Annotated in this window: 19 protein-coding genes and 2 pseudogenes; 15 read left to right on the forward strand and 6 right to left on the reverse strand. The window is 54.4% G+C overall.

Translation table 11 applies throughout. From position 1 onward, the window contains the following. Positions 1 to 4: 4 nt before the first annotated feature. The 5 genes and pseudogenes from ACQCLF_RS00925 to ACQCLF_RS00945 all read left to right on the forward strand — a co-directional run. Positions 5 to 478, forward strand: a pseudogene (locus ACQCLF_RS00925) (TniQ family protein); the annotation flags it as partial. 108 nt (positions 479 to 586) lie between these two features. After that, a complete protein-coding gene (locus ACQCLF_RS00930; protein ID WP_426985237.1) occupies positions 587 to 1,006 on the forward strand; it encodes a hypothetical protein in 420 nt (139 codons plus the stop codon). A gap of 74 nt (positions 1,007 to 1,080) precedes the next feature. Beyond that, on the forward strand, positions 1,081 to 1,515 hold the full coding sequence (locus ACQCLF_RS00935; RefSeq protein ID WP_426984340.1) for a DUF6957 family protein: 435 nt from the start codon (positions 1,081 to 1,083) through the stop codon (positions 1,513 to 1,515). Positions 1,516 to 1,615: 100 nt separating this feature from the next. Continuing rightward, positions 1,616 to 2,050 (forward strand): annotated as a pseudogene (locus tag ACQCLF_RS00940) (TniQ family protein); the annotation flags it as partial. A 126-nt stretch (positions 2,051 to 2,176) separates the two neighbouring features. Then, on the forward strand, positions 2,177 to 3,064 hold the full coding sequence (locus tag ACQCLF_RS00945) for a TnsD family Tn7-like transposition protein (protein ID WP_426985216.1): 888 nt from the start codon (positions 2,177 to 2,179) through the stop codon (positions 3,062 to 3,064). A gap of 632 nt (positions 3,065 to 3,696) precedes the next feature. Here the strand turns inward: ACQCLF_RS00945 and ACQCLF_RS00950 are convergent. Continuing rightward, complete coding sequence (locus ACQCLF_RS00950) at positions 3,697 to 5,574, reverse strand: 3'-5' exonuclease (protein ID WP_426984342.1); 1,878 nt, start codon at positions 5,572 to 5,574, stop codon at positions 3,697 to 3,699. Positions 5,575 to 5,690: 116 nt separating this feature from the next. Then, positions 5,691 to 6,341, reverse strand: a complete 651-nt coding sequence (locus ACQCLF_RS00955; RefSeq protein WP_426984343.1) for a TetR/AcrR family transcriptional regulator C-terminal domain-containing protein — start codon at positions 6,339 to 6,341, stop codon at positions 5,691 to 5,693. A gap of 220 nt (positions 6,342 to 6,561) precedes the next feature. Here ACQCLF_RS00955 and ACQCLF_RS00960 point away from each other — a divergent pair, with 220 nt between their 5' ends. From ACQCLF_RS00960 to ACQCLF_RS00975, 4 genes are all read left to right on the forward strand, one after another. Beyond that, positions 6,562 to 7,086, forward strand: coding sequence for a GyrI-like domain-containing protein (locus ACQCLF_RS00960; protein ID WP_426984344.1), 525 nt, complete (start codon positions 6,562 to 6,564; stop codon positions 7,084 to 7,086). Between the two features lie 306 nt (positions 7,087 to 7,392). Next, entirely contained in the window at positions 7,393 to 8,616 is a 1,224-nt protein-coding gene (egtB, locus tag ACQCLF_RS00965; protein ID WP_426984345.1) for an ergothioneine biosynthesis protein EgtB, read from the forward strand. Then, positions 8,613 to 9,569, forward strand: a complete 957-nt coding sequence (egtD, locus tag ACQCLF_RS00970) for an L-histidine N(alpha)-methyltransferase (protein WP_426984346.1) — start codon at positions 8,613 to 8,615, stop codon at positions 9,567 to 9,569. Before egtB ends, egtD begins: the two co-directional genes overlap by 4 nt. Positions 9,570 to 9,586: 17 nt before the next feature. Then, positions 9,587 to 10,381, forward strand: a complete 795-nt coding sequence (locus tag ACQCLF_RS00975) for a PhzF family phenazine biosynthesis protein (protein WP_426984347.1) — start codon at positions 9,587 to 9,589, stop codon at positions 10,379 to 10,381. On the opposite strand, the gene ACQCLF_RS00980 is transcribed toward ACQCLF_RS00975, so the two are convergent. After that, positions 10,365 to 12,527 carry an alpha-amylase family glycosyl hydrolase gene (locus tag ACQCLF_RS00980; protein ID WP_426984348.1) on the reverse strand — a complete coding sequence of 721 codons (2,163 nt, stop codon included), beginning with the start codon at positions 12,525 to 12,527 and terminating at the stop codon, positions 10,365 to 10,367. The two genes, ACQCLF_RS00975 and ACQCLF_RS00980, sit on opposite strands and share 17 nt — an antisense overlap. Positions 12,528 to 12,760: 233 nt before the next feature. Here ACQCLF_RS00980 and dkgB point away from each other — a divergent pair, with 233 nt between their 5' ends. Beyond that, entirely contained in the window at positions 12,761 to 13,576 is an 816-nt protein-coding gene (gene dkgB / locus ACQCLF_RS00985) for a 2,5-didehydrogluconate reductase DkgB (protein ID WP_426984349.1), read from the forward strand. Positions 13,577 to 13,658: 82 nt separating this feature from the next. Here the strand turns inward: dkgB and ACQCLF_RS00990 are convergent, their stop codons facing one another. Continuing rightward, entirely contained in the window at positions 13,659 to 18,593 is a 4,935-nt protein-coding gene (locus ACQCLF_RS00990) for a discoidin domain-containing protein (protein ID WP_426984350.1), read from the reverse strand. A gap of 302 nt (positions 18,594 to 18,895) precedes the next feature. Between ACQCLF_RS00990 and ACQCLF_RS00995 the strand changes: the two genes are divergently transcribed. The 4 genes from ACQCLF_RS00995 (at position 18,896) to mgrA (ending at position 22,941) form a co-directional block, all read left to right on the forward strand. Continuing rightward, positions 18,896 to 20,473: an enolase C-terminal domain-like protein gene (locus ACQCLF_RS00995; protein WP_426984351.1), complete on the forward strand. Its 1,578-nt coding sequence runs from the start codon at positions 18,896 to 18,898 to the stop codon at positions 20,471 to 20,473. Between the two features lie 78 nt (positions 20,474 to 20,551). Then, a complete protein-coding gene (locus tag ACQCLF_RS01000) occupies positions 20,552 to 21,229 on the forward strand; it encodes a type 1 glutamine amidotransferase domain-containing protein (RefSeq protein ID WP_426984353.1) in 678 nt (225 codons plus the stop codon). Between the two features lie 295 nt (positions 21,230 to 21,524). Then, positions 21,525 to 21,803, forward strand: coding sequence for a high-potential iron-sulfur protein (locus ACQCLF_RS01005; RefSeq protein ID WP_426984354.1), 279 nt, complete (start codon positions 21,525 to 21,527; stop codon positions 21,801 to 21,803). A gap of 121 nt (positions 21,804 to 21,924) precedes the next feature. Then, positions 21,925 to 22,941: an L-glyceraldehyde 3-phosphate reductase gene (mgrA, locus tag ACQCLF_RS01010; protein ID WP_426984356.1), complete on the forward strand. Its 1,017-nt coding sequence runs from the start codon at positions 21,925 to 21,927 to the stop codon at positions 22,939 to 22,941. Positions 22,942 to 23,032: 91 nt separating this feature from the next. On the opposite strand, the gene ACQCLF_RS01015 is transcribed toward mgrA, so the two are convergent. Beyond that, positions 23,033 to 23,701, reverse strand: coding sequence for an alpha/beta hydrolase (locus ACQCLF_RS01015; RefSeq protein ID WP_426984357.1), 669 nt, complete (start codon positions 23,699 to 23,701; stop codon positions 23,033 to 23,035). Between the two features lie 169 nt (positions 23,702 to 23,870). Here ACQCLF_RS01015 and ppnN point away from each other — a divergent pair, with 169 nt between their 5' ends. Then, complete coding sequence (ppnN, locus tag ACQCLF_RS01020) at positions 23,871 to 25,289, forward strand: nucleotide 5'-monophosphate nucleosidase PpnN (RefSeq protein WP_426984358.1); 1,419 nt, start codon at positions 23,871 to 23,873, stop codon at positions 25,287 to 25,289. 463 nt (positions 25,290 to 25,752) lie between these two features. On the opposite strand, the gene ACQCLF_RS01025 is transcribed toward ppnN, so the two are convergent. Further along, entirely contained in the window at positions 25,753 to 26,526 is a 774-nt protein-coding gene (locus tag ACQCLF_RS01025; protein ID WP_426984359.1) for a tetratricopeptide repeat protein, read from the reverse strand. Positions 26,527 to 26,528 lie beyond the last annotated feature (2 nt).

Raw genomic sequence — 26,528 nt, forward strand, 5'->3', positions numbered from 1 at the left:
GCCAATGAACAGAAAAACTTCCTTCTTTCCAACACCGTTGCCTGATGAGCATATCGTCAGTACTTTCACTAGGTTTCTCCGATTGTCAGGGAAGTGCAACCTTTCGTCCGGACGTAACATCATAACTCGCGATTATCGGAGCTTGGATTCAACCACTCCATGGCGCGTCGCGTACACTGATATCTACAGCGTATTTAAAGACACATTATCTGTCGAAGAGTTCGCCAACCGATATACGTTGTGGCCGTTTTTCAGGCCATTCTTAAACACTGAAGTTCAGTCCAACGTCATCGGAATGAAGTGGGCTCCAGACGCAAAGAAGCGCTTTACACTGACTTCGACGGTCCAGAATCACTCAGAACTCTGCAAGAGTTGGAGATGGTGTAAAGAGTGCGCCTCTTCTGACTACGACCACTACGGGATAACCTACTGGCATCGAGAACATCAACTCCCCAGCGTGCTTCACTGCCGTCACCATAGACGGACACTGAATAGGCAATGCCCTCACTGCGATCAGTCTATATGGGATATCTATGATCTACCACTCCCTTCGCCGGACGGAGTGTGCCGATTCTGCCGCCAACCCATGTCAGATGCCAGTTCAAATTCACCACTGTCAGAAGCGGTTTCGGATATAGAAATAATGAGTGTTTCAGCACTTCTCAACAACAATAATTCCAACCTCGAACGGACAATCAATAAAATGAGAAATTTACTAAGCGATCTAGTTCATCAAAGAATGTCCGATTTAAAAATTTCCAATAAGAACGCTCGAATCCAGGTTAACAAAGAGTTTCGATATTTTATCAGTAACGATTCACAGATAGATAATATTTTCTCACGACAAGGAGATAAAGATTATGTTTCGAAACATCGAACTAAGGACTCCCTACTTCACATAGCTGAAAGTACATCGGGTCAAAGTGCAATAAGCTACATAGCAGCACTGCGCTTTCTTATGAAAGAACAGGATATTCCAATCAATGATCGAATCTGGGATGGGTGAACCTTCAGAGATTACAGAAGGAATCATTGAAATGCCAATCGCACCTTTTTCTAACAAAAGCAGAGGACAACAGTATGGCCGAAGACAAAAAGGTAAATAAAATTACACCAATCGATGAAATTTCCGACCTTACCGCAGGATCTGGGTCTCCCTTTGATATTGGAGCCAGCGAGGGATTAGTTAAAGAAATCATAGATAGATTAAAGGCTGAACAACGAAGAAAGCCAATTTGCGTTATCGCTGATTGGACATGGGTTGATTTTAGGGTCACAGAAAATGACCGAATTTTTTTCGAGCGCCAAGGAAATCAACCTCATGGAGTGTATTCGAATCACGTGATTCATGACGAGCTGCATCGAGCAAACCCAGGGGAATGCATAAGATCTACGGCTCTTGTCGACTTCAGGGAGAACTGCATATTCGAAACCAGGAACACCATATATATTCTTCAGGGTCCTGGAAAAAGATTTTCTATGCGCCCTGCGGCGTTCCTTTCAATATTTTTTTAACAGATCTAATACGAGTTCATTTGGGTTGACTCGATACCAACTTCGCCCGATATATAGGACTTCAAGAATGCGTATTAAACAGTTGATTTCGTTTTTCATGATGCCCTTTCCTAGGGAGACCTTTTATAGCATTGTCGCACGAGCCTCTCATTACCTTGGATACCCGACTGACGCAAAAGCCATTACTAGAATAGTAGGCGATAGAAGCCATCAACTACACGCCGATCTACCAAGTGTTTGTTCTACTGCCACCGATGTCTTTGGACTGGAAAGGGACAAAGCAATAGACACCACATTGTTTTCATATTATGAGCCGTGGCTATCAAATGAAAGATCTCAATTGATAAAGCAATCAATGTTACTGGGGACCAAGCGGATCCCGCATGCTATGGCCGGAATCTCCGCATCACGCATTTCCCTTGACCGTCCACTGCGATATTGTCCTCTATGCGCACTCGAAGATTATGACATATATGGTACAACGTTCTGGCATGTTGATCATCAGGCTCCGGGGGTCTGGGCATGCGAACTACATCACGTTCAGCTAGAATCAATCGCTCCTAGAAGGTCCGCAATGGAAATTCCACCTACTGGACACCCCTCTTATTCAGCTCGTTACGCTTCGCATAGAGACGTTCAATTAGCTCGACTGAGCAGCGATATGATGAGACTCCAATGTGGGGGCTCTATTAACGCAGCTATTGCCGCCGATATTTACAGATCAAAGCTTATCAGAAAAGATCTGATTACGAAGTGCGGCCAAGTACGACAGAGAGAGCTAAAATCAAAACTCCTTAGATTCTGGGAAAGCCTTACCGTATATGGAACCGTAGAGAGAATGATAAACTCAAGCAATGATCTTTCTTATCCGTCTTCAATATTCTACCGTCGACCATCTCACTACCTTCCAATAAAACACCTTCTCATTATAGGTTTCCTATTTAACGAGTGGAGCGACTTTATGGTTTCTTACATAAACTTTAGAGCTGATGGTTGTAGAGCAGACCAACTTGGTTCAAATCCCGACAATCAACACACAGACGATGACGAACAGTCGGTTATCGATAAGGCTATCCCCTTACTTAAGAAAGGGAATAGCATTCGAAAAGCATCAAAGCTTTCAGGTTTGTCCTTCGTGAAAACGAAGGCATTGGCAACTGGTATGGGGGTTAACGTAAAACTTCGACCTCAACTGCTGTTTGAAGATAAGCGAAGAGCGATCTGGAGAAAGTTACACATCGGAGAAAGCACTGATGCTATATCCACTTCTTGCAGTGTATCTCTTGGTCTCGTAGAACAAGAGCTCACGGCTCATCAATATTTGATTCCACTGAGGAAGAGAATCAGATTCTACAAAAAGCAGTGCCACTACAGGGAAATGATCATCGATTACATGACAGAGCACCCGAATTGCAGCAGGAATGACATTAGAACAGCACTCGGATCTGCCTACCTCTGGCTATATAAGAACAATTCCCATTTGCTGTATTCGTTAATCCCAGCGGAAGTTCCGCGACAGCTCCGCAGGTCGAAGTCCCAGTCTACATGACCTGATTCCTCCCCCTGAACACCCCACCATCCAGCCAACTGGCTAAATATCGTCCATCTAATCGGAATCTATCTGACCGCTTTAAAATGGGTTGATATTAGCTAAATATCACGCCAGAAATCTGCTAGAACGCAAAATCACGAATCAGTCTCAAACTCTATTGTTTTCAATTATTGGAATCTTTCGTAGAATAAAGACTTGTCTCAAACTTTATTGTATTATCGGTTCTTTGGAAGTCGCGGATTGCCTACGCGTTTAGTCTCAAACTTTATTGGTCACTGACAACCACCCTTGACCCGCCTTAATTGGGAGGCGTTAACAATGGCTGTAAGTATTACGAGCTCGTCTCAAACACAAGGCTCAGTGGACAATGCCTCTAGAGCTAGCTCCTCGTGCAGCCTCCGAACCGGGGCCAGAGGCTGCGTCAAGGAAAAACTCAAATTCAAATACCGTCTCTATTTCCTAGGAGGGGAGAGATTTACTGTCACACGAACGTGACGTTCAATCCGTTCTCGATTACTTGGACAGAAATCCAAACGATGTCTTGAACCGGGCCGTCAATGAGCTTGACGAGTACTCCAGCCCTTTAGCCGCCAAGCCGGAGATGAGTCATTGTCTACCGAGGCACGCAGTCAGGCCGCGTCCTGAGTCAGTTGCTGAAACCGCTCAGTGAACTGATTGGCTCCCCCACTGGTGACCAAAAGCTGCTGCTTGGCGCGAGTCATTCCTACATACAGAAGGCGTATTTCTTTGGCCATATCGTCTTCGCCGTCTCTAAGACCTCCAATTCCACTTAAAACGACCGTGTCGAACTCCAGGCCTTTGCTACTTTGACGAGTCAATAGCGTCACCTTTTCTTCGGTGGGGTTATAGGCTTTCTTGTGGGTGGAAGATTTTAGCCAGGCCGAGGGGATTCCAGCCTGTTCCAGTGCTGACTTTAGCGCTGCACCCTGGTAATGATGCGCGTAGATAATGGCAATACTACTCAACGGTTTGCCTCCGCTACGCCATTTCTCGACACATCGAACGATGTATTGGTATTCGTCATTGGTATTGTTGAAAGATCGATAAACCGGCATAGGTCCGCTGGCGCCCGCTATCTCTGGCTGGATCAGAGGCACATGATCGTCATCAGCATCCTGGGCTTGCAGGTATTCTTTGGCGAAGTCATAAGCAAACGTCAGTATCTCCCGCGTATTACGGTAATTAAGCTTGAGAATCGTAGTACGACCACGCGCCTGTATGCCCGCGCTGGAGAGAGGAAATTTGAGCTGTTGACGAGTGTAAATAGACTGAGCATCGTCGTACAGTAAGAGTAATGAGTTGGTATCCGGGTCGATCATCTGAACCACCAGTTTCAACCACTCCGGCTCAAAGTCATGACCTTCATCAATCATCAGGGCACCGTACTGCGCTCGTGGAATGTCACCCTTCTCCACCCCTGCGATCACGCTGGTTACCTGCCGCTCCCAATGAGCCCTATCACCCTCTTGCGTATCCACATGGTACGTTTTCAGTTGAAGACCACACCACTCGTGAAAATGGTAAACCTGAACTTGCTCATCAACGCCCCGCTCCGCCATAAAGACCCTCAGGCGTGCCGCCAACGTAATGTTAAAACAGAGTACGAGAATGGGCTTACTAGTGGCTTGGGACAAATGCAGACAGCGATAACCAAGAATCAGAGTTTTTCCGGAGCCCGCGACCCCATGGATGACACGGTGCCCATCCCCAAGGCTTTTTGCCAATAGCTCCTGTTGAATATCCATCACCCGGACAATTTCCGGGACAAGAGCCTGGCTAACGTTTGAGGTGGTTTCTGGAGAGTCATCCGTCTCCTCATCAGGTCCTCCGAACAAGTCCTGCTGAGGTGCGTTGATACGAACCTCGGGGAACAGGTGCCAGCGAACACGATCGATCTGAGGCAGGGAAAGCTTCTCGCCAAAACGGTACTCAAACATCCCCCAGAGTCGACTTTGAAACGCCTCTGCGTCAACGGAGTCAGTCATCTCGTCTTTACAGATCACTCTGTGAGCAGGCAGCACCAGTTCCTGGTGGTCCTCGGGCAGCGCCTTGTTCCATTGCTGTCTGGTGATATTGGTCAGCACCACACCATAACCGTAAGGGCAACAAAGCCGACCTTGATAGCGACCTTCTGGCTGGCGAAGTTGAGGGTCAGCTTTCAGTACATTAACGGTAGTCTGGGCATACTGCCTGGCCTGCTCCAGAGGATTGCTGACCACATCCAAACCATTGTGCGTCTGCAGGGTGACGCGATCTTTGCTGATTTTTTTCAGGGTCGCCAACTTCCAATCTTTGACTTCCAGAAAAAGCAACCCGCGAGACGGGTGCAAAATAATGAAATCCGGATACCGTCTCTGGCGACCGACCGGGACGTCGTACCATACGGTGTAATCATCCTCGAGAAGGGCTTCAAGACGGCGCCCAAAACGGCGCTCTCCCGCTGTCATTCCTCGAATGGTACTCAGGCTCGGAATAATTGCTGCCATGCTGCCTCCACACTGACCCTGACGGGTGCACTCCCTCACGTTCTATCGCGGTAGCATCGTTCAGAATGCGATCTCGGACTGTTTTTATAGCAGATATACCGACTCAAAACCATAATTCATCCGCCAACTTCCACCCGAATTCCAGCCAGCAACAAGGCCAGACCGGCTTCAAACCGCTCTTCAAATTGAAACAGGCTCTCGGCAATGAGGTCATACGTCAGCCGTGTAAAAAACGGATCGTCCAACACGTCGCGGGCCGAAGACAGCACAAGTTCGTCGGGCCATTCTCTGTAACTGGGCAACCCCTGCTCTTCAAGCACTTCGCCCAGCACAAAGCTAAAAACCGTCATCATCACCTGCAGCGCTCGACCAGTGCTCAGCCCTACTCTTGCCATCAAACCCAACATTACCTCCGCCGTGCGCAAGGTATTGTGCTTGGCAGAAAAGCTGCCACCGATAATCCTCGCACCATCACGTTGCGCCAGCAGTACACGCCTGAGGCGACGAATGCTTTCCGCAATATCTTCATAGGGCTCACCATGCCCCAAATCTTCAATCGTCACCCGGCTTACCATCACCTCCGCCATCTCATCAAGCAACTGGTGCTTATCCGCAATCAAACGATAGAGCACCGGCGCCTGAACCCCCATAGTGTTTGAGAGCGTGCGCATCGTCAGCCCTTCAAGCCCATTCTGATTAACGATGTCCAGGGCAGTTTCAGCCACCTCCGTCGGCGTCAGCTTTGCCTTTTTGGGTAATTTGGTCATAACCGAGGTCTCTTAACCGGTATTTTTGAGTGCAATGGTTGACATGTTAACACCGTTAACAATAAACTCAATTCGCACTGTTAACAGCGTTAACAAATTCTTGGCATCTACCTCGCATATGACACCCCTTATGGCACAGGTCAGCTCCCCCCAACAGGCATTACCGTCCCGGCGCTCGCCAGCACCCTCACAGGTTCCGGGCCAGACGGGTGGCCCCACAATGGTTGCCATTCGGCGCCAGCCGGCCATTAAGCTGGCTGGCCTGCGATCTCGCTTGAAAGGTCTTCCTTACCACGTTATACCAACCCTGCTGGAACGGTTTTCCCCCTACCGGGGGTGGTTTCCTGGCCAGGTTGATCGACACCTGTTCGGGGCGCTTATGCAGCCGGCGGGCAACAGCGCGGGATTCGAGTATCTCACGGCGGTAGAGGTCGAGAACCTGGCCATCATCAACGCGGATTGGGAGCCGTTGGAAATACCATCACAGCACTATGCGATCTTTTCTCATACCGGCCATTTATCAAATTTGCGAACCACCACACATTCCGTGTTTGCTAACAGCCTGCCGTCACGACAACTGACACCCCTTCGACACACCCCCAATGTTCCGCTAATCCTGGAGCGATACAGCGCGTCGTTCGATATAAGAAGCGGATGGGGAGAGATTCAGCTCTGGGTTCCTCTGGACGAAGCGCGCAGCGATCTGCCCTCTATCAGAAAGTTTGAACCTGCCTCCGGACGATAGGTCCACTAGTCATTCGTTATTGAAAACCAACTGGCACATGATCGGTATAACGCGTCGTCGCGTAACTGACGTTACATTCACTTTTGCGATGATCGAAAAAAGGGTGGTAGCATTAAAGCACCGATGCGACGCCACACACTTTATTGACCGATCTGGGGATGCACCATGATCAGGGGCAGTGAGCTAGCGACACCTCAGCAGAATTCTCTTTCCGCACCCGCGGAGCGGAAAGACTGCACAGAGCGGAAAGATTGCACAGAGCGGAAGATATGGAGGGAACTGGAGCCAGCCCGGCAACGGGAGGTTTTGGGCAGTCTGTACCGGACGGTTCGCGCCAGGTCTATCAAGCTGTGCGAGCCTCTACTCCCGGAGGACTACTGCCTGCAGGCCACCAAGGCAACCAGCCCTCCGAAGTGGCATCTCGCCCACATTACCTGGTTTTTTGAAACGTTCATCCTTATTCCCCTGCACACCGATTACCAGCCCTTCCATCCAACGTTCAAACACCTGTTCAACTCCTACTACAACTCGGTGGGAGATCAGTTCTCGCGGCCACAGCGTGGGCTGCTGACGCGGCCCACCATTAAGGAAGTCATGGCTTACCGCAACGCGGTGGATACCGCCATGCTGGAGTGGATTACGACCTGTCCGGACTCCGTGTGGCCGAATGTTGCCAAACTGGTGGAGTTGGGGTGCAACCATGAAGAGCAGCACCAGGAACTGCTGTTAACGGACCTGAAATTCGGACTGTCGTTGAATCCGTTGAAACCCACCTACCGTAAAACGCTATCGAGCGCGAGCGCCGCACCCCCGATGGAGTGGCTGTCCTACCCCGGCGGTGTGCATGAAGTCGGGCACGCTGGCGAAGCGTTCGTGTTCGATAACGAACGCCCACGGCATAAGGTGTATGTCGATCCGTATCGATTGGCGTCCCGTCCGGTTACCAACGGTGAATTTCTGGCGTTTATTGAAGCGGGCGGTTACGAGCGCCCGGAGTATTGGTTATCGGACGGCTTTGCAGAAGCCCAGGCCCAAGGTTGGTCCCATCCCTTGTATTGGCGCTACGACGACGGTCAGTGGCGACACTTTACGCTGTCCGGGGAGCGCGATCTCAATCGCGACGAACCGGTCACTCACCTCAGTTTTTACGAGGCAGATGCCTACGCGCGTTTTCGGGGAGCCCGACTGCCCACAGAAATGGAGTGGGAGCTGGCGGCCAACCAAGAAGCCATAGCCGGTAATTTTAGCGACGCCGGGCACTTACACCCACAACCCGCGCAACACCATCAGTTTTTTGGCGATGTCTGGGAGTGGACTTCCAGCAGCTACAGCCCCTACCCCGGCTACGAGCCTGAGCCCGGCGCCGTCGGTGAGTACAACGGCAAGTTTATGATCAACCAGATGGTGCTGCGCGGCGGGTCCTGCGTCACACCAGAGGGCCACATTCGCTCCACTTACCGGAACTTTTTTTACCCCCCCGACCGGTGGCAATTCACCGGCGTTCGACTCGCAGAAGGAATTCGTCAATGACAGCCACCCAGTTTCACGATTACTCGCCTGAAGACTCCTGCTTTTACACCGATGTCGTCGAAGGAATGTCACAATCGCCGAAGCAGCTTTCCCCCAAATATTTTTATGACCAACGAGGCTCCGAGCTGTTTGAGCAAATCTGTCAGCAGCCGGAGTATTACCCTACTCAAACGGAAATTGGCATATTGCACGAGCATCGAGAGGAAATTGCGGCGCTTTCCGGCGCTGGCTGTGAACTCGTGGAATTCGGATGCGGCGCCAGCCGGAAAATTGGGGTGTTGTTGGAGGGCCTGAAGCCCAAAACTTACATTGGTATCGATATTTCCCGGGACTTTCTGATCGAGTCGACCCATCGCCTGGCACAGGATTACCCGTGGCTTGAAGTACACGGTCTGTGTGCTGACCTGTGCGAGCCGCTCACGCTGGAACGATCAGCCGATGGGCAGCGAATGGGTTTTTACCCCGGCTCCAGTATTGGCAACTACGAGCCCACCGAGGCCCAGGCACTGCTCCGAAACTTCAGAAATCTGCTGGGGCCCGGCGGCACTTTGTTGATTGGCGTCGATCTGAAAAAAGACCCGAAAATACTCAACGCCGCTTACAACGATTCGACCGGAATCACCTCGCAATTCAATCTCAATGTGCTGGAACGCATGAAGCAGGAGCTGGGTGCCGAGGTGGATACCAGCGCCTTTGAGCATCAGGCTTTTTACAACGCCGAAAAAGGTCGCGTGGAAATGCATCTGGTCAGCACCCGCGAGCAGGACTTGCGCATCGGTGCCTCCCGTTTCTCGTTCGATAAGGGGGAAAGCATTCACACTGAAAACTCGTACAAATATACCGTGCCGGAGTTCCAGTCCCTATGCTGGCGGGCGGGGTACGAGGCGGTACAATGCTGGACCGATAAAAACGCCCTGTTCAGCGTACAGCTTTTTCGCGTGGTGGGTTTGTAGCGCCAGCGGGAGACACCATGCAGCCAGATTACCAATTGTCGACCTTTGTGGGCGCACAACAGGACGGTCCTCAAGGCGCCCCCCACTGGATTTTTCTCGACGAAAATCCGGGCGCTGTCACCACCCTGCGCGCACTGTCCAATACGGTGAGTCAAACCCTCGTGCTTTTGGAAAATCCTGCGCGGCATTCACACGACGCTCCCCTGCGCGTCCAGTTTTTTGAACACGGTCAAGACGTTTTGCGCTGCGGCTCGGGAACGCTGGCCGTCGGGTGGGTACTGTCTGAACATTACGCCAAGAGCCCGCTGCCTATTATTCATACCGCGTGTGAAACGCTTCAGCTGTTTGTGGATGATGAAGGTTATGGCTACGAAAGCTTGCCCCTGCCCCAACACATCTGGTCGTCCGGCCCCACCGAATGGGAAGCCGTTATTGGGCAAACCATTGCAAACGCCGTGCTCAGCGGTGGCGAGCAGGATTACCTCATTCTGGAACTAAAGGATGAGGCGGCTTTGACTCAGGCGCGGCCAGACTCCGCCGAACTCACACGTATGACTGACCGAGCGTTAATCCTCACGGCACCCACACCCGACGGTTATCGGCTTCGCTACTTTGCCCCCCAGTATGGACTGTCGGAAGGCGGCGCGACGGGTTCCGCCAATATTCAGTTACTGCGCTACTGGTACTCCCAAGGACAGCGGGGAACTCTGAACGCTTGTCAGTGCTCGCCCACTGGCGCTGAATTCTGGGGGACAGCCGGACCCGATGCGGTGCGACTTTACGGGCGCGTTCGCCCTACGGGCACTGGCTGACCATCATTTCACCGCCATCCAGGCTGCTGTTGACTCTGAAGCTGAAAACATAGTCGCCTGCCTCGGGCACGCTCAGGTACGATTCCGTTCCCGGCCCGGACGCAAAGGCCATTGGCTGCTCTTCTCCGATTCTCACCTCCGCACTGCCAGCAACCGCAAATTCATAGCGCCAGTCGTCACTGGCGAATTTGAAACCGTAGGTCGACGCCTCATTTTCTGACACGATCACTTGATAAAGATCGTCTCCTTTGTAAGAGAAGGCTCGATCCGCGGGTGTTGCCGCGAAGTTATCCCCTCCAGTGTAAGAGCCTCGAATGAACATCGCGCTGCCCAGCGGCCCATCGCCATCAACGCCGGGCAAGCCGCAGTCCGCCAGCGGCCCCTCCGGTTGCACCGGCTCGGCATCACTGTCGCAGGCAGGCCCTTCGCTACTGGGTTTATTGACGCGCATAAACACGCCGGTGGTCGCGGGCACTTGAATTTCGTACTGACCGTCTGCTGGCTCAATCACCTCGCCGCTGAGCGCATCAGTCAGGGTGCCTTCGCTGCCTAATGCACACGCACTCACGACGGTAGTGACCGGTTGGTCCGTGACGTTAAGCCAGTAAACCATCACATCGTCTTCGTAGCGTTTGTAGTCGGCGTATAACGCTGAAGCCACCTCGGCGGGCAAATTGATGGCGCTGCGCTCACCGCGATAAAGTGCCGGATGCTCGGCACGCAGATGCATCAACTCGGAGAGGTAATCCCGCAAGTCAGCTTGCGCGTCATTAGCCACAAAAGCGGGTTCCCCCGCCGCACGCGGTAACCCTTCGACCAAGCCGCTGGTGCGGGCCACATGATCATCGCACAGCCCTTGATCGGCGCAGTTGGCGGTTACGGCTTCGTCATAGCCAGGCACCTCCTGACCGATCTCTTCACCGTAATAGAGCGTAATGGGACCGCTATAGGCTGCCAGGAAACTGAAAGCGGCTTTATGCCTTGCCCAGTAAGCGTCCTCGTCCGGCTCGGCAATGCCGCCTCGCTGCAGTAAATCGCCAAAGCGCACCAGATCGTGATTGCCCAGGAAACCATTGGGAATCGCATGCGCCGGATAGTGTTCTCGGGTATTAAAACCGGCTCTCAACCGCGCAGCCACCGGGTTCGCGGTGCCACTTTCTTCCACCGCGAGTGTCTGCACTAAGGCGTAGCGCATCGGGAAATCAAACGCTGAACATAACGCGGGCCGATCTTCCGGCCCATACGCCTCCGCTGCAATGTCGCTCTCACTTTTCCAGATTTCAGCCACCATATAACCCAGTGGGTTAACCGTGCGCCCTTCGGCGTTAACATAAGTCACTTCCGCCGACGCGTCTTCTACAGCGCGCCGTATTTCAACCCAGGCATCGAGCGGTACCTGGTACGCCTGATCGAGCCGCCAGCCGTCGATTTTCAATTCGCGAATCCAGTAGGTGGCCACGGTTTTGAAAAAGGCCAGATCTTCCGGATACTCCGCCAGCCGACCGGTACTTGCCACCGACTCACCCGTGGTGCTCACGCTCGCCCCCTCTGGAGAGGGGTAGCTCTCGGCATTGTTTTTAAAATGCCCAAACACGCCATCAAAGAACACATAGAGGCCCAGTTCATGGGCAGTATCCACCAGCTCTCGAGCGTCATCCAGCGTGCCGAAATTGGGATCAATGGCAAAGTAGTTGCTGGCGTAGTAACCAGTCGCATCGAGCCTGTCCGCCGCCAGGTCTTGGTCGGACAACGCCACACTGTCAAACACGGGCGTCAGCCAAATGGCGTTGAAACCCAGGCTTTTGATATATTCCAGACTCTTAATAATACCGCGCAAATCACCACTGTGATGGCTGGTGCCATACCCGTCACCGTAGCCTATCCCCGGATCGCCATCGACAAACGCTTCCGTCATTACCTGATAAATCCTGAGGTTCATCGCTGTCTGGTAATTCGGGTTATCGCAGGTCAACACCGTCGGTTCATCGCGATCGCTATTATCCTCCTCATTTTCCGCAGGAGGGTTACCCGCTTCCGGGTTCTGGGTCGGCGGATCTGACGAGCCGCCACACCCGATGGATAGACTGGTGATCAGTAGGAGGACGAGAAGAAACCAATAGGAAGGACGAACGGTTGGCGTTTTCATGGTGCTCACTCCAGGAACAAGGTTGTTATGATTAGTCAGGAGAATATTAGAAAGCGGCTTCGCCGAGCTCAATCCACTGCATACGTATTCATCATCGGCTGCATACGTATGCAGCTAATTTATCTACCCAATAGCCACAAGCAATGAAAAAACCGCCCTCGTTCGGTTGAAATCCGTCCCCTCCAACGGCACCTATTACTGTTGAAACCATTGAGTATTAGAAGGAGAACCCCATGAGTCGCACTCATCCCCTACCTTCCATCGGCCTGGGAACCTTCCGTCTGAAGGGCCAGGACGTCAAGGACTCCATCAGCTCCGCTTTGCAGCTGGGCTACCGGCATATCGACACAGCGCAATTGTACGGAAACGAGGAAGATGTCGGCGCCGCCATCCACGAGAGTGGTATTCCCAGGGAACAACTGTTTATTACCACCAAGGTGTGGCACGACCAGCTTTCCGGCAATCAGGTTATCGATTCACTGAAAACCAGTTTGAAGAAACTCGGCCTGGATTACGTGGATCTCGCCCTGATTCATTGGCCATCGCCCAACGATGAAGTGCCGATGAAGCACTACATCGCAAAACTGAACGAGGCACGGGAGCAGGGCTTAGCCAAACACATCGGCATCTCAAATTTTACGACCCGGCAAGTGAACGAAGCGCTTTCCGCACCGGGCGGAGAGAATCTGGTGACCAACCAGATCGAGGTACACCCATTCCTGGCCAACAAAAAGCTGATTCAGCACTGCCAGGACAAAGGGTTGCAAGTCACTGGTTATATGCCACTCGCTGTGGGCAAAGTGATGGAGGAGCCTGTGCTTAAGGAGATTGCCGGCGCACACGGAGTGACCGCCGCGCAAATCGCACTGGCCTGGGTCGCTCAGCAGGACGTGGTGGTTATCCCCTCCTCAACCAAACCCAAGCACCAAAAAGCCAACCTGGAAGCGCTTGACATCACATTAACGGAAGATGAGATTCGAAAAATCGACGCTCTGGACGCCGGCGAGCGTATCGCCAACCCGGACTTCGCGCCAGACTGGGACGAGTGAATTGAGCAGTAAATGACGTGACGGAAGAGCCCGGCTTTACGCCGGGCTCTTCGTTTCTGGCTTGTTATAGGTTTCTAGCGTGTTATTGCGACGTCCATTCAATGGCCTTGCGGATCATTTCTTCCATGTTCGGGTCTGAAAAGTTCGCATCCACATGACCCACGGCGGTGTAGAACACCCGGCCATTACCGACCTCGTTGGTGAAAATAACCGGATGGTCTTCCACCGGATAATTGGACGCGTAGCTGGAGCGATCCAGAGTGCCCAGCACTTCCACATTAATGGCCCCACGAGGGTTGCTTTCCCAGAAATACCACTCATCAGCCAGTACCCATTCAAGGCCGATGTGATCCACCAATGTATGCGCGGGGGTTTCGATATCCACCGTGGCCTCCGGAATGCCATCGCCGTGGTGAATAAACCGCGCTCCCGCCAACAGCGTATCGGTGTACCACGCCCAGCTGTGTTCGGTGTCCGCCGCCGAATGAGAGCCCACGTAGCCACCGCCATTTTCGATGTAATCCTGGAAAGCCGTTTTTTCAGCGCTACTGAAAATATCTCCGGTGGTGTTCATAAACACCACCGTTGAGTACTGGGCCAGACTCGCGGCATTGAATACACTGGAATCCTCTGTAGCAGTCACCGAGAAACCATGCTCATCGGCAATGCGCTCCACCATAGCGATCCCCGCAGGAATGGAGCCATGGCGGAAACCGGAAGTTTTGGAGAACACCAGCACGCTCGGACAATCGTTACCGCACACCACATTGAACCGGGCATGACGGGGTACACTCACGGCCGCTCCGCTACTATCCACCAGAGTGACGCTCAACTCGTGCGCCCCCGTGGATAAGATCCCCAGATTAACAGGAGCCGTGGTGTTTACGGTGACCGGGGTTTCGTCATCCAGCGTGTAACGGTAACCGCCACCGTTCGACAACCAACTGCTGTCTGACAGATTGACTTCCAGAGATACGTCAGCCGCATCGGACAGTGTTGCTCCAGCCACTGGAGAAACGATGTCGATCATCGGCAGACCCGCATCCGCATACAGGCCGAACACCGACACTTCAAACAACGAATAGCCGTACGCCGCCAGTGCCCGCTCCGTACCCGTGATGCGAAGGTAGCGACCGGGGTCACCATTCAGCGATACGATATCCTGCCCGCCGGTGCCGTTGTCTTCGGTATACACCGGCTCCCAGTTCTGTCCATCACTGGAGACGGAAATGTGATATTCGGTGGCAAACGCGCCCTCCCAGTCAAGCACCAGCCGGGTGAAATACACATCGTCACCCATATCCAGCTCCAGATATTGTGGGTCCACCTGATGTTCACTTTCCCATCGGCTGGCAGGGTCACCATCGATCACATTCGCCGCGCTGCCCTCGCCACTGGAAGCGGTGACCAACAACGGCGTCAATTGCTCCGGTGCTGGAACCGGACCCGTAGTGTCGCCCTCGCCACCGCCGTACACACTGAATTCCCACAGGGAATAGCCATAAGGCAAGGCGCGTTCTGTGCCGGTCAGGCGCACGTAACGCCCGTTGCCACTGACGGTAATGTCCTCGACACCCCCCTCGCCATTAGTGGTGGAATACAGAACGTTCCAGTCGTTGCCATTATCGGAAACCTCAATCACATAACCCGTGGCATACGCCGCTTCCCAGTTGAGCACGATCCGGCTGAGTGGGTACGACGCTCCGAGATCAACCTGTATAGATTCGTTCGCGGTATGTTCACTGCTCCACCGCGTATTCGGATCTCCATCCACAGCGCTTTCCGCCACATAGGGGCCTTCCTCGGACGAGGCACTGACGGGTTGACCGAGTGACAGCAACTCGTTCCCGCCGCTGCCGCCAGAGTCCGTCGCCTCTGCGCTGAACACCTCAAACTCCCAGAGCGAATAACCCCAGATGGTGCCCCGGGCCGTGCCCGTCAAACGCAAGTAACGATAGTCGCCGGACAGGCCTTCAATGATTTCTTCCCCGCCAGTGCCGCCGGTATGCTCATACACCACCTCCCAGTTATTGCCATCTACCGAACCTTCAATCGTATAGGCTTCAGCATAAGCGGCTTCCCAGAGCAAACGGATGCTGTGCAGCGGGTAGGACTCACCAAGATCAATGGTCAGTGTTTGAGGATCGCTTGCTTCGCTCGACCAGCGCGTGTCCGGATTGCCATCCGTTGCATTGCTGCCGACATAATCGCCTTCCACGGAAGAGGCCGTCACTGCGGCCCCTTGAGAGACCAGTACCGGTTCCACCGGATCGCCGCCACTGCCTCCATCGCCGAGGTTATTAATCCAGCGCTCCAGTACCTGAATGTACTCCGGGTGCTCAAGCGCTCGGCCCACTGGCGGCATTCGATCGCTGGGATCAACGCTTTTATCCCGAATGTACAAAATGGAATCTGCCGCTACACCCGGATGCACCACTTCCGCATTGTCAATGCCATAGTCGTTCAGGTAGTTGCGGATACCCGTGGTTTCTTCCCCCACCATCTGCATGTTGGACAGAGAGGTGTTGTAGCGTGCATCCCATTGAGACCCGCCGTTACCGGTGCCGTGACAGTGCGCACAGTTGGCGTCCAGGTATGACCTCACTCGCTGTTCATCCGTGGCGCTGGCATCGTCAATGGAAACCATATGATCAAAACCGTCAACCTCCGCATTATTAAACGAGGGCGCAAACACCGCGAGGTTATTCCAATGCACCAGTTGATTTTCTGAGCCGGCACCCGGATACAAGAAGTCCTGATTGAGCTGACGGGTGTTCAGGCCCAGCAGTTGGCTGGATTGCGGGTTATGGCATTCCAGGCACTGCGTCGGACTCGGGTAAGCCCACGTTTGGGTCCAGGTAGAGCCATCAGCATCGGTAATAATAATGTCTTCCAGCAACTCCGCCGTAAGAAGCTCGGCATCGCTGTTGTCCTCACGCCACTTGTACGTGACGCCATAAACGCGTCCGTTGGCCTGCACCACCAGCAAACGGGTTTCCAGCCGCTGTGTAAGAAATGTATTGCCATTGAGCAGCGGCAGTTCGAAGTGCTTGACCGCGACGGTGCCCTGCGGGAACGACCAGTTCTCTGTCGCATGCCAGTCAATGTGCGTATCCTCCGGTAATGAAAGCCAGCGTTGTTTGAGCGCTCGATCCGACCAGAGCTTCGCATTGGGTTCGTAGGGGATCAGGTGATCACTCGGAACCAGGGCGGCCGTGTCAGAAAACGCCCCGGTCTGGGACAACAGCAGCGGTACGCCGGTAAAGTTCGCATCCAACTCGCGCGGCATATTGAGGTACGCGTGCTCGGTTAATTCCGCAGGCTCTTCGGATTCATCCCCATAAATGGCAAACTCCAGGATGGAGTGTCCATAGGCCCCCATACCACGCTCGGTGCCGGTAATACGGACAAAACGATAGGCCGTTTGTGTCTCGATAATATGCAACCTGGAGCCACCAGAACCGGCCGTTTCCTCAGTCAGAATATCCCAGGTACTGCCATCCATTGAACCTTCAATCACATACTTGGAGCTATAGGCCCCTTCCCACTCAATGGCCACGGAGCTAATAGCGGAGGCTTCGGCCAATTCGACGGTCAGCGCTTGCGGATCGGACCATTCGCTTTCCCAGCGCGTGGTCGGATCACCATCGATGGCATACTGAGCCAGATTTCCACCGGTGGAGGAGGTCGCCGTTGCCGTGCCGGTTAACGCCAGATTCTCGCCCTCATCGCGATTGCCAATGTAATCAAAACGGTACAAAGCACCACCACCGTATGGCTCCTTGTCGCAGCACCCGGAGCCCCACTGCAATACATACAACTGATGGGTCCGTGGGTCCAATTCCACATCAATCGCCCCTTGAAAGCCCTGGGTATTCAGCGGCATTTCGCTGGCAACCGGGGGCGTTTGTGGGGACGCCGGATCCAAGGTGAAAAAACGGCTGCTGTTAAAATCCCAGAAAATCAGCTTGCCATTGTAGAAAGCGGGCAACTTGAATTCGTTGCTGATGGATTCATCAACTCGATACACTGGCCCCGCCATGGTAGCGCGGTGCAACACGGTCCACAGTGCGCTGGTGGCATTCGGGAGATGGGTCGCCCCGGTATTATCCGACGCATTATTCACGAGATTATTCGGATCAAAGCCCGCGTAGGGTTCGTTTAGCCCGATGATGTAGGGCCAGCCATAGTTGCCGGCAGCGCATATTTCATTGAGTTCATCCATGCCCATCGGGCCTTCTGCGCTGGCGGCATTGGCATCGGGTCCGATGTCGCCCACGTAAAGACAGCCGGTCAGTGGGTCAATGTTCATCCGGTAAGGATTGCGAAAACCCATGGCGTAAATTTCAGGGCGATGCAGTGCATCACCGGCAAACAGGTTATCGCTGGGAATCGTGTAGCCACCGGCGCTGGTGGGCGTAATGCGCAATACCTTGCCTCGCAAGTCATTGGTGTTTGCCGAGGTGCCTTGAGCGGCCGGCTGAAAATAACCACCAGCGGCTTTGTTATCCCCGGTCGTGATAATGAGGTTGCCATCATTATCAAACAATAACGTACCGCCCATATGGCCATGGGCTTCATCCCCCGTGGTCCATTCAAGCAATACGGATTCAGAGGCCAGATCCAGCGAATTATCCGGGTTGACGGTGTAGCGGGACACACGGGTCAAACTGCCCGGTGCGGTGTATTGGAAGTACACATAGCTGTTCGAGGTAAAAGCCGGGTCGAGCGCCATGCTCAACAAACCGTCTTCAAATTCACACCGCACATTGGGTACAGTGGCCGTCAACACTGGCGTACCGACGTCCAGGTCCCAGCCATAAAAACCGCCACACTTACTGGCAATAAATACCCGGCCATCTTCGGCAATCTCAAATTCCATTGGAAGGTCGAGTCCATCCGCCACGACTTCTCTCTGGAAGTCCGAAGCGCTGGGCTCACTTTGTGAGAACACCGGGGAGGCAAACAGGCAAACCGTCCAAACGGCCGCCGGAGTAATGAGTCTTTTTATCTGCATAACGATCTCCGAAGCGATAGCGCCCCGTCATCCCGATGGGGCCGGTGCTGGAACCGGTGCATCCCTGAGGTTTTTTATTGATTCGCCGGGCCGGAACGCCGCCCGGCAACAGTATAGACACGGATAGCGGCACACGAATGGCAACCCGGTCCGACTCGTCGCATCAATAAACCGTTTTGACGAATAATGCGGTAATCAGTGCCACCAACCCGTCACTCAACACCCTGCGCTATACTGTCGCGAGGGGTATTACAACGTCATAAAAGCCCCGGTGTTTATCAACCAACGTAGAGGTTTTCATCATGGTCGCGATTACGGGTATTGAGGTATTGCCCATTGGCGCTCCCCCCACCGGCTTTGGCGGCGATGCCCGCAATATCGCTCAAGGCGGGCCCACTTACGCCAACGTGGTGCTGGAGATTCTGACGGATCACCCTGAACTCCGAGGCACCAGCATCATTTTCACTAACGGCCACGGTTTAAAAGAACTGTGCGCCGTTACCCGGGACGTAGCGAATCGCTATCTTCTGCAGGAAGGAAATTTACCCGCTCCCAACGAGCTACATCTCGACGGAAACCTGGGACGGTTTTGCAAACGCATGCTGCAGGATTCCGACTACAGCTGGCTAGGTGGTGTGGGCATGTCACGCATGGCGATCGGCGCTGTCGCCAACGCCCTGTGGGATCTGTCGGCCAAGATTCAGCAGATTCCCGCCTGGCAATTGATCACTGAAATGACCCCAGAGGATTTGCTGGCGTTCATCGACTTCGAGCCCATCGGCGATGTGCTGTCCCCGGCCGAGGCGCTCGATATGTTGCGCCAGGCGCAACAGGGCAAAGAGGCACGAACCCAATCGATCTATCAACAAGGGCTTCTGGCTTATAACACCGCAGGCTGGAGCGGCATCAGTCAGGAAGGGCTGATCGCACAAACCCGGAAAATGCTGGGGGACGGATGGCCTCAGATCAAGATTAAGGTGGGTGCCAGTTACAGCGCGGCGCGCATCAACGCGGATGAAGCGCGCATCCCACTGAGCCGCGACGATATTGATCGAATGGCGCTCGAGGCAGCGAATGAAGATGCTGAACGTCTACTGCTGGTGTATCGCACTATTGCCGCGGAAGATACTCGCCCGCAAACGATGAAAGTCGCTATCGACAGTAATCAGGTGTTCGACCCGCGCTCTGCGTTTATTTTCGCACATCAACTGGCACTGAAGCTCTATAACGCCAATCCCGAGTTTCGCATCGAGTGGTTCGAGGAGCCCTGCAACCCGCATAGCGCCCTCGCCCACGTCGAACTGCAGCAGGCGCTCAACCGCGCCTTTGAGGCTTACGATCCACCATTGCGGGTACCTGTCTCTACCGGCGAGCAGGGCGCCTCTCCGGTCACGTTCAAGGATTTATTGCATGCCAGGGCACCGACCGGCGGCCCCGAGCGATATGCCATTGACGTCATTCAAATGGATTACGCACGAGTCGGAGGCATCGGTGACAATCTGGCCATCTTGCTGCTGGCTCAAAAAGCCCGACAGGAAGGAAGAGATGTCCGTATTTGCCCTCACACCGGCGGCATCGGGCTGTGTGAGGGTATGCGGCACATTCAGGCGATTAAGCAGGTACTATTCGGACCGGACAATCGCGCCGGCGTGCCGGATATTCTGGAATATGTTGCCGAGGAAGAGCGCAGCGTCCACGAAGGCGTATTCACTAACCCTGCGGTGGTAAAAAACGGGTTTTATCAAATGAACCGGGAAGCTGGCGTCGGCGTAGACTACAGTGCAAGAGGCAAACAGGACTATCAACTGCCCTCGGGGCGAGCCTGGCAGGCCAATGACCACTATGCGGCACTGGCCCGAAAATTTATGCAATTGGATTGAACTCTTACCCCAGGTTCGAAGCCTCAGAACAGGACACCGGGATTTGTTCACATCAATCACGCCACCGGGAGGAACGCGATGAACGTTTTGATGGTATTAACGTCACACAGCCAGCTGGGCAACACCGGGAAACGCACCGGGTTTTGGCTGGAGGAGTTTGCAGCACCGTACTATCGGTTCGTGGACAGCGGAGCCACGGTCACGCTGACTTCTCCGCGCGGAGGCCAGCCTCCGCTAGACCCCAAAAGCGACGAGCCGGATGCCCAAACGGACGACACCGAGCGTTTCCGCGCGGACGACAAAGCCCAGCGCCAACTCGCCGAAACTGTGCCGCTGGATCAAATCAAACCCGAGGACTACGACGCCATTTTTTACCCCGGCGGCCACGGCCCGCTGTGGGATTTGGCCGAAGATCGCGACTCCATCCGTCTTCTGGAATATTTTTACGAGCACGACAAACCGATGGGGCTGGTCTGTCACGCGCCCGGGGTCTTGCGTCACGCCAAGCAGCCCGATGGGCGTTCACTGATCAGCGGTAAACACGTCACCGGCTTCAGCAACACCGAAGAGGAGGCCGTAGCGCTGACCGACGTGGTGCCCTTTCTCGTGGAGGACGAATTGCGACATCATGGCGGGCAATATTCCAAAGCCGATGACTTCCACGCGCATGTGGTGACTGACCGTAACCTGGTCACCGGGCAGAACCCTTCCTCATCAGCGCCAACGGCAGACGCGCTATTGAAACTTTTGCGCTAATAGGCTCCATGCCGATACTGCCCCACCAGCCGTATCGGCGTACCACCAACCTCTGGACAAACGGCCTTCCAACACAGCCTTTTCCGGCAACGTTAACAAGCCTACCTTAACAAAACTTTTGAGAACTTCAGCCCTCCAAAGCACGAGGGTAATACCAATGCGAACCCAAAGCTGGCAAAATCCCAGGCTGTCTATCAATATGGTAAAGTTTGCCTTATAACTGTTTACCCTATAACCATGTACCTCATAACAACATGAAACACCGTGAGTAAAGCCAACAACAGGAGAATATCCGATGAAGCGCAGAGACTTTTTAAAGCTGTCGGCGGCCACCGCCGGCGCCACCCTGATCCCCGTGCACATGATTCAGGCTCAAGAGGAACACCTCTCACCGGAGGACCCTCAAGCCAAAGCACTGAAGTATGTGGAAGACAGTGAAATCGAAGGTCAGCACTGCAACAACTGTATCCATGCCAAAGGCGACCTGGAAGCCGAGTGGGTCGGCTGCAACCTGTTCCCCAACAAACAGGTCAAAGGCAGTGGCTGGTGCAGCGTCTGGGCCGCCAGGGGCTGATTATCATTCCGCCGCCCGGAGCCTGAGTCAACACGGCTTCCGGGTGGTGGATCAGTAACAACCGCACCACCTTTTGCGTTACCATAGCGCGCACGGTCAATACTGAACTAGAGCGAGTGCTATGCTAACTACAGAACCCAACCCTCTTTACCGTCCCTCCCCCTCTCGTTACGAAAATATGCCCTACCCGCGCTGTGGCCGCAGCGGCCTGCGCCTGCCAGCGCTGTCTCTGGGTCTGTGGCAGAACTTCGGTGGAGTGGACTCTCTGAGCAACGCCCGCGCCATGATCCAGAAGGCATTTGATCTCGGCATTACTCATTTTGATCTGGCCAACAATTACGGCCCCCCCTACGGCTCGGCCGAAACCACGTTTGGGCAGGTTTTCCAGCAGGATCTGGCGCCCTACCGGGATGAACTGATCATCTCTAACAAGGCCGGTTATGACATGTGGCCCGGCCCTTACGGCATCGGTGGCTCACGCAAATATCTCATTGCCAGCTGCGACCAAAGCCTGAAACGCACCGGAGTGGAATACTTCGATATTTTCTACTCTCACTGTATGGATCCCGAGACGCCGCTGGAAGAAACGATGGGCGCGTTGGACACCATTGTGCGCTCGGGCCGGGCCCTATACGCGGGCATTTCCAACTACACCCCGGAAAAAACCCGTGAGGCCATCGCCATTCTGAAATCGTTGGGCACGCCCCTGCTGATTCACCAGCCACGCTACAACATGCTGGATCGCTGGATTGAGGACGGGCTGACGGATGTCCTCAAAGAAGAGGGTGTGGGTTCTATTGTGTTCTCGCCACTGTCTCAAGGCGTACTGACCAACAAATACCTGAAAGGTATTCCCGACGGCTCACGCGCTTCTCGCAGCGAGCAGATCTACCTGAGCGAAAATGACATCGGCGCTGACCGTCTGCGCAAAGCGGCGGCGCTGAACGAGATCGCACAGGAGCGGGGTCAAAGCCTGGCTCAAATGGCATTGGCGTGGGTGTTGAACAATGACGCTGTCACCAGCGCCATTATCGGCGCCAGTCGCCCAGCACAAATCGAAGACTCGGTTGAAGCGTTGAACAATCGCGAATTCAGCACCGAGGAGCTGGACCGAATCGAAGGCATTCTCGCGGCCTGAGCACGGTTTCACGCACTCACTTGATCGCTTCACACGCCGGTTCAGCGGCTCCAATAGCGCTGAACCGGGCTCGAAAGCCAAGTGCCCTGCTCTAGGCCAACCGTTCACTCAGCCAGCGTTGAATAACCGGCAACTGTTCCGGACAGATCCCGTGCTCTACATCGTACGGCTCGTACACCACCGGATAATGCCATTCGCGCAAGCGCTCTGCAGCGCGCTGCCCCAACACCTCCGGTACCACCTGGTCCTGTCGACCGTGCTGAATCAGCGCTGGTAACGCCTCGTTAGCCTCACTACGATTCAGTGTCTCCGCAGTGGCAAAGTAGGAAGACAGCACCAGCAGGCCGCCCAAGGCATACCCGTAGCTCAATGCTGCCTCGTAAACCACGGCACCCCCCTGGGAGAAACCGGCCAGTACGATGCGACGTGGATCAACACCGCGTTCCATTTCACGCTCAATAAGCGCGTGCACCGCTTGGGCGGACGCTCGCAGAGTATCCACGTCCACTTTGCGATCAATCGACAGTTCACGGATATCGTACCAGGCCCGCATTACCATCCCGCCATTAATGGTTACCGGAATACGGGGAGCATGAGGAAAGACAAACCTGGGGTGACAGTCTTCCGGCAATTTCAGGTGAGGTACCACCGGCGCAAAGTCATTGCCATCGGCACCCAGGCCATGCAGCCAGATGACACTGGCATTGGCCGGCTCGGAAGACTCGGAAGGTTCGATCTCTACACAGGGCAGCAAAGACATATCCACTCTCTACCTATCATTCACAAACGAACAGTATACCCCCCTCAACCAATGTTCATAAGCCCTCCCCACCGTCGACAATTACCGCTACACTCGTAGGATGCAATCACCCACATAACCTTAACGCCCGTAATCCGAACAACGACTTATCATTGGACAGCGAGACACTATGAACCAAACCAACCATACGTACAGTCACTCAAGCCACCCGACACCACACCACGAAGCGGAGACCATTGACGCGGTGGTATCGCCTGTCGGCCCGCTGAAAGTGCTTTCCAAGGTGGAAATGGCCAAGTTGCTCGATGCCAGCCAGAGTGGGCTTTATACCTTGTTTCGCAGTTGTGCACTGGCGGTGCTGAGCAGTGGCAATTACATGGACGACGGCAAGGAATTGCTGGAACGCTACAAGAATTTTTCCATCCAGGTGCTGCAAGAGGAGCGCGGTATCAAACTGGATATCAAAGGCGCCCCCGCCAGTGCGTTCGTGGACGGAAAAATGATCCGCGGGATCGCCGAACACCTGTTCGCCGTTCTGCGCGATGTGCTGTACGCCAGCGCCGAAATGCGCGATAACCCAAAATTTGATCTCAACACCCAGGAAGGCACCACCGACGCCGTGTTTCATATCATGCGCAACGCCAACGCCCTGCACTCAGGCGTAGACCCCAAATTGATTGTCTGCTGGGGTGGGCACTCCATCAGCCGGGAAGAGTACGACTACACCAAGGAAGTCGGCTACCAGCTGGGCCTGCGTGAACTCGATATCTGCACCGGCTGCGGCCCGGGGGCCATGAAAGGCCCCATGAAAGGCGCCACCATTGGCCATGCCAAGCAACGCATCACCGGTAACCGCTACCTCGGCGTCACCGAGCCCGGCATTATTGCCGCCGAAGCGCCCAACCCGATTGTTAACGAACTGGTGATCATGCCGGATATTGAAAAGCGTCTGGAAGCGTTTGTGCGCACGGGTCACGGCATCATCGTGTTTCCCGGCGGCGCCGGGACCGCCGAGGAAATTCTTTACTTGCTCGGTATACTCCTTCACCCGGACAACCGCGACATTCCGTTTCCACTTATCTTCACCGGTCCTGAACACGCAGCGGAGTACTTCGAGCGCATTCACGAGTTCATTGGCATCACACTCGGGGAAGAAGCGCAGCAGCGCTACCAAATCATCGTGGACGACCCCGTGAGTGTCGCGCGGGAAATGCGAGAGGGTGTGCGCCATGTGCGTGAGTTCCGCAAACATACCGACGATGCGTTCTACTTCAACTGGCAACTGAAAATTCACTCGGACTTCCAACAGCCTTTCATCCCTACCCATGAGAACATGCGCGCTCTGGAGCTGCACAAGAACCAGGCCCCGCATGAGCTGGCCGCCAACCTGCGCCGGGTGTTCTCAGGGATTGTGGCGGGCAACGTGAAGGATGAGGGCATACGGGCCATCGAGCAGCATGGTCTGTTTGAAATCCATGGAGACCCCGCCATCATGCAGCCTGTGGATGCACTGCTCGCCTCGTTTGTCGCGCAGCATCGGATGAAGCTACCTGGCCGCGCCTACAAGCCGTGCTACCGTATCGTCTAAGCGCCACTTGAGCCTCGTTCGCCGCCTTCGTAACGGCGGCGGGCTATGGTCAATTTCCTACACGTTTTTCCGATTATCGCCACTATCAACATACCTCCCGTTGCGAGAGAATAATTATCAACAAGGAGGGAACACAGGACGTGACTTGGACCAGGCAGGGTCAGGAGGAAGCGCCCCACTCTGATCGGGTCGAAGGAGCTTGACCCGAGAGGCAAGACAGGTGCCAGAGCGGAATGCTGGTGCTTTTAGGGATAGTAGTGCAAAAGGGACACTGGCCAGGGATAAGGAGTAGCCTCAGGAAGAGCACAGGCCGCACTGGAGGGCATATCACGAAGGGAAGCATCATTAGGGACAGGGGTCAGGGATGGGCAGGAGGCTCTGCACGACCCGACAGCCATAAAGGGAAGTCAACGGGGGCCAATGCATGCATTGGCCCCCGCCTTTTATTTCTGGTTTTTTTCCACTAGAGGTTTTCCTGCAGATACTGCCGCGCCAAACGCGCCGCATCACTGCCACTCGACGCCACTTCTTCCAGAAGGCGACGAGCCTGATCATTCTTGCCTTGCTGGTGATATACACGCCCCAACTTATACTGCGCATCGGGACGTTTGCGATCTTTGGGGAACGTTTCCAGCAACTGTTCGAACCACTTCTGAGCTTCGCCGAGCTCTCCCTTTAACAGGTAGATTTCACCCAGCCAATAATAGCTGTTACCCGCAAAGTTACCACGAGGGTGAGCCTCAAGATACGCGTTAAACGCTTCAATCGATTGATCGATTTCGCGATCACGCAGTAACTGATAGGCATCGCGGTACATTTCCGTTTCAGAGGCACGCTCATCCCCACCGCTCGAGTCGTCGTCCGAGCCACTACCGGCGCCGAGGCTTAACCCGCCAGCACCAGCCAGGTTAGCGGACTGGCTGCCCCCTTTGGTCAGCTCGCCAATCCGGCGGTCGAGGTCGAGATAATCCTCCATCCGCTTCTGCTTGAGACGCCGAAGCTCGTTGGACTGTTCTTCAACCAGACCGCGCAATTCCAGAACCTCCTGCTGGAGCGCCTGAAGCTGGTAAAACAACTCCGCCTGCATATTGGCGTTGTCATTTTGCGAGCCCGCGCCCTGCTGCCCACCTTGAGAGGAGCCGGAGGGCTGCGATTCCACCACACGCACCTGGGCCTGCAACAACGGTGTGGCAAGCCCCAGCGCGGAGCATAAGGTAGCGACGACTAGCGGTTTCATCA

Source organism: Marinimicrobium sp. ARAG 43.8 (assembly GCF_050113635.1).
Classification (GTDB): Bacteria; Pseudomonadota; Gammaproteobacteria; order Pseudomonadales; family Cellvibrionaceae; genus Marinimicrobium.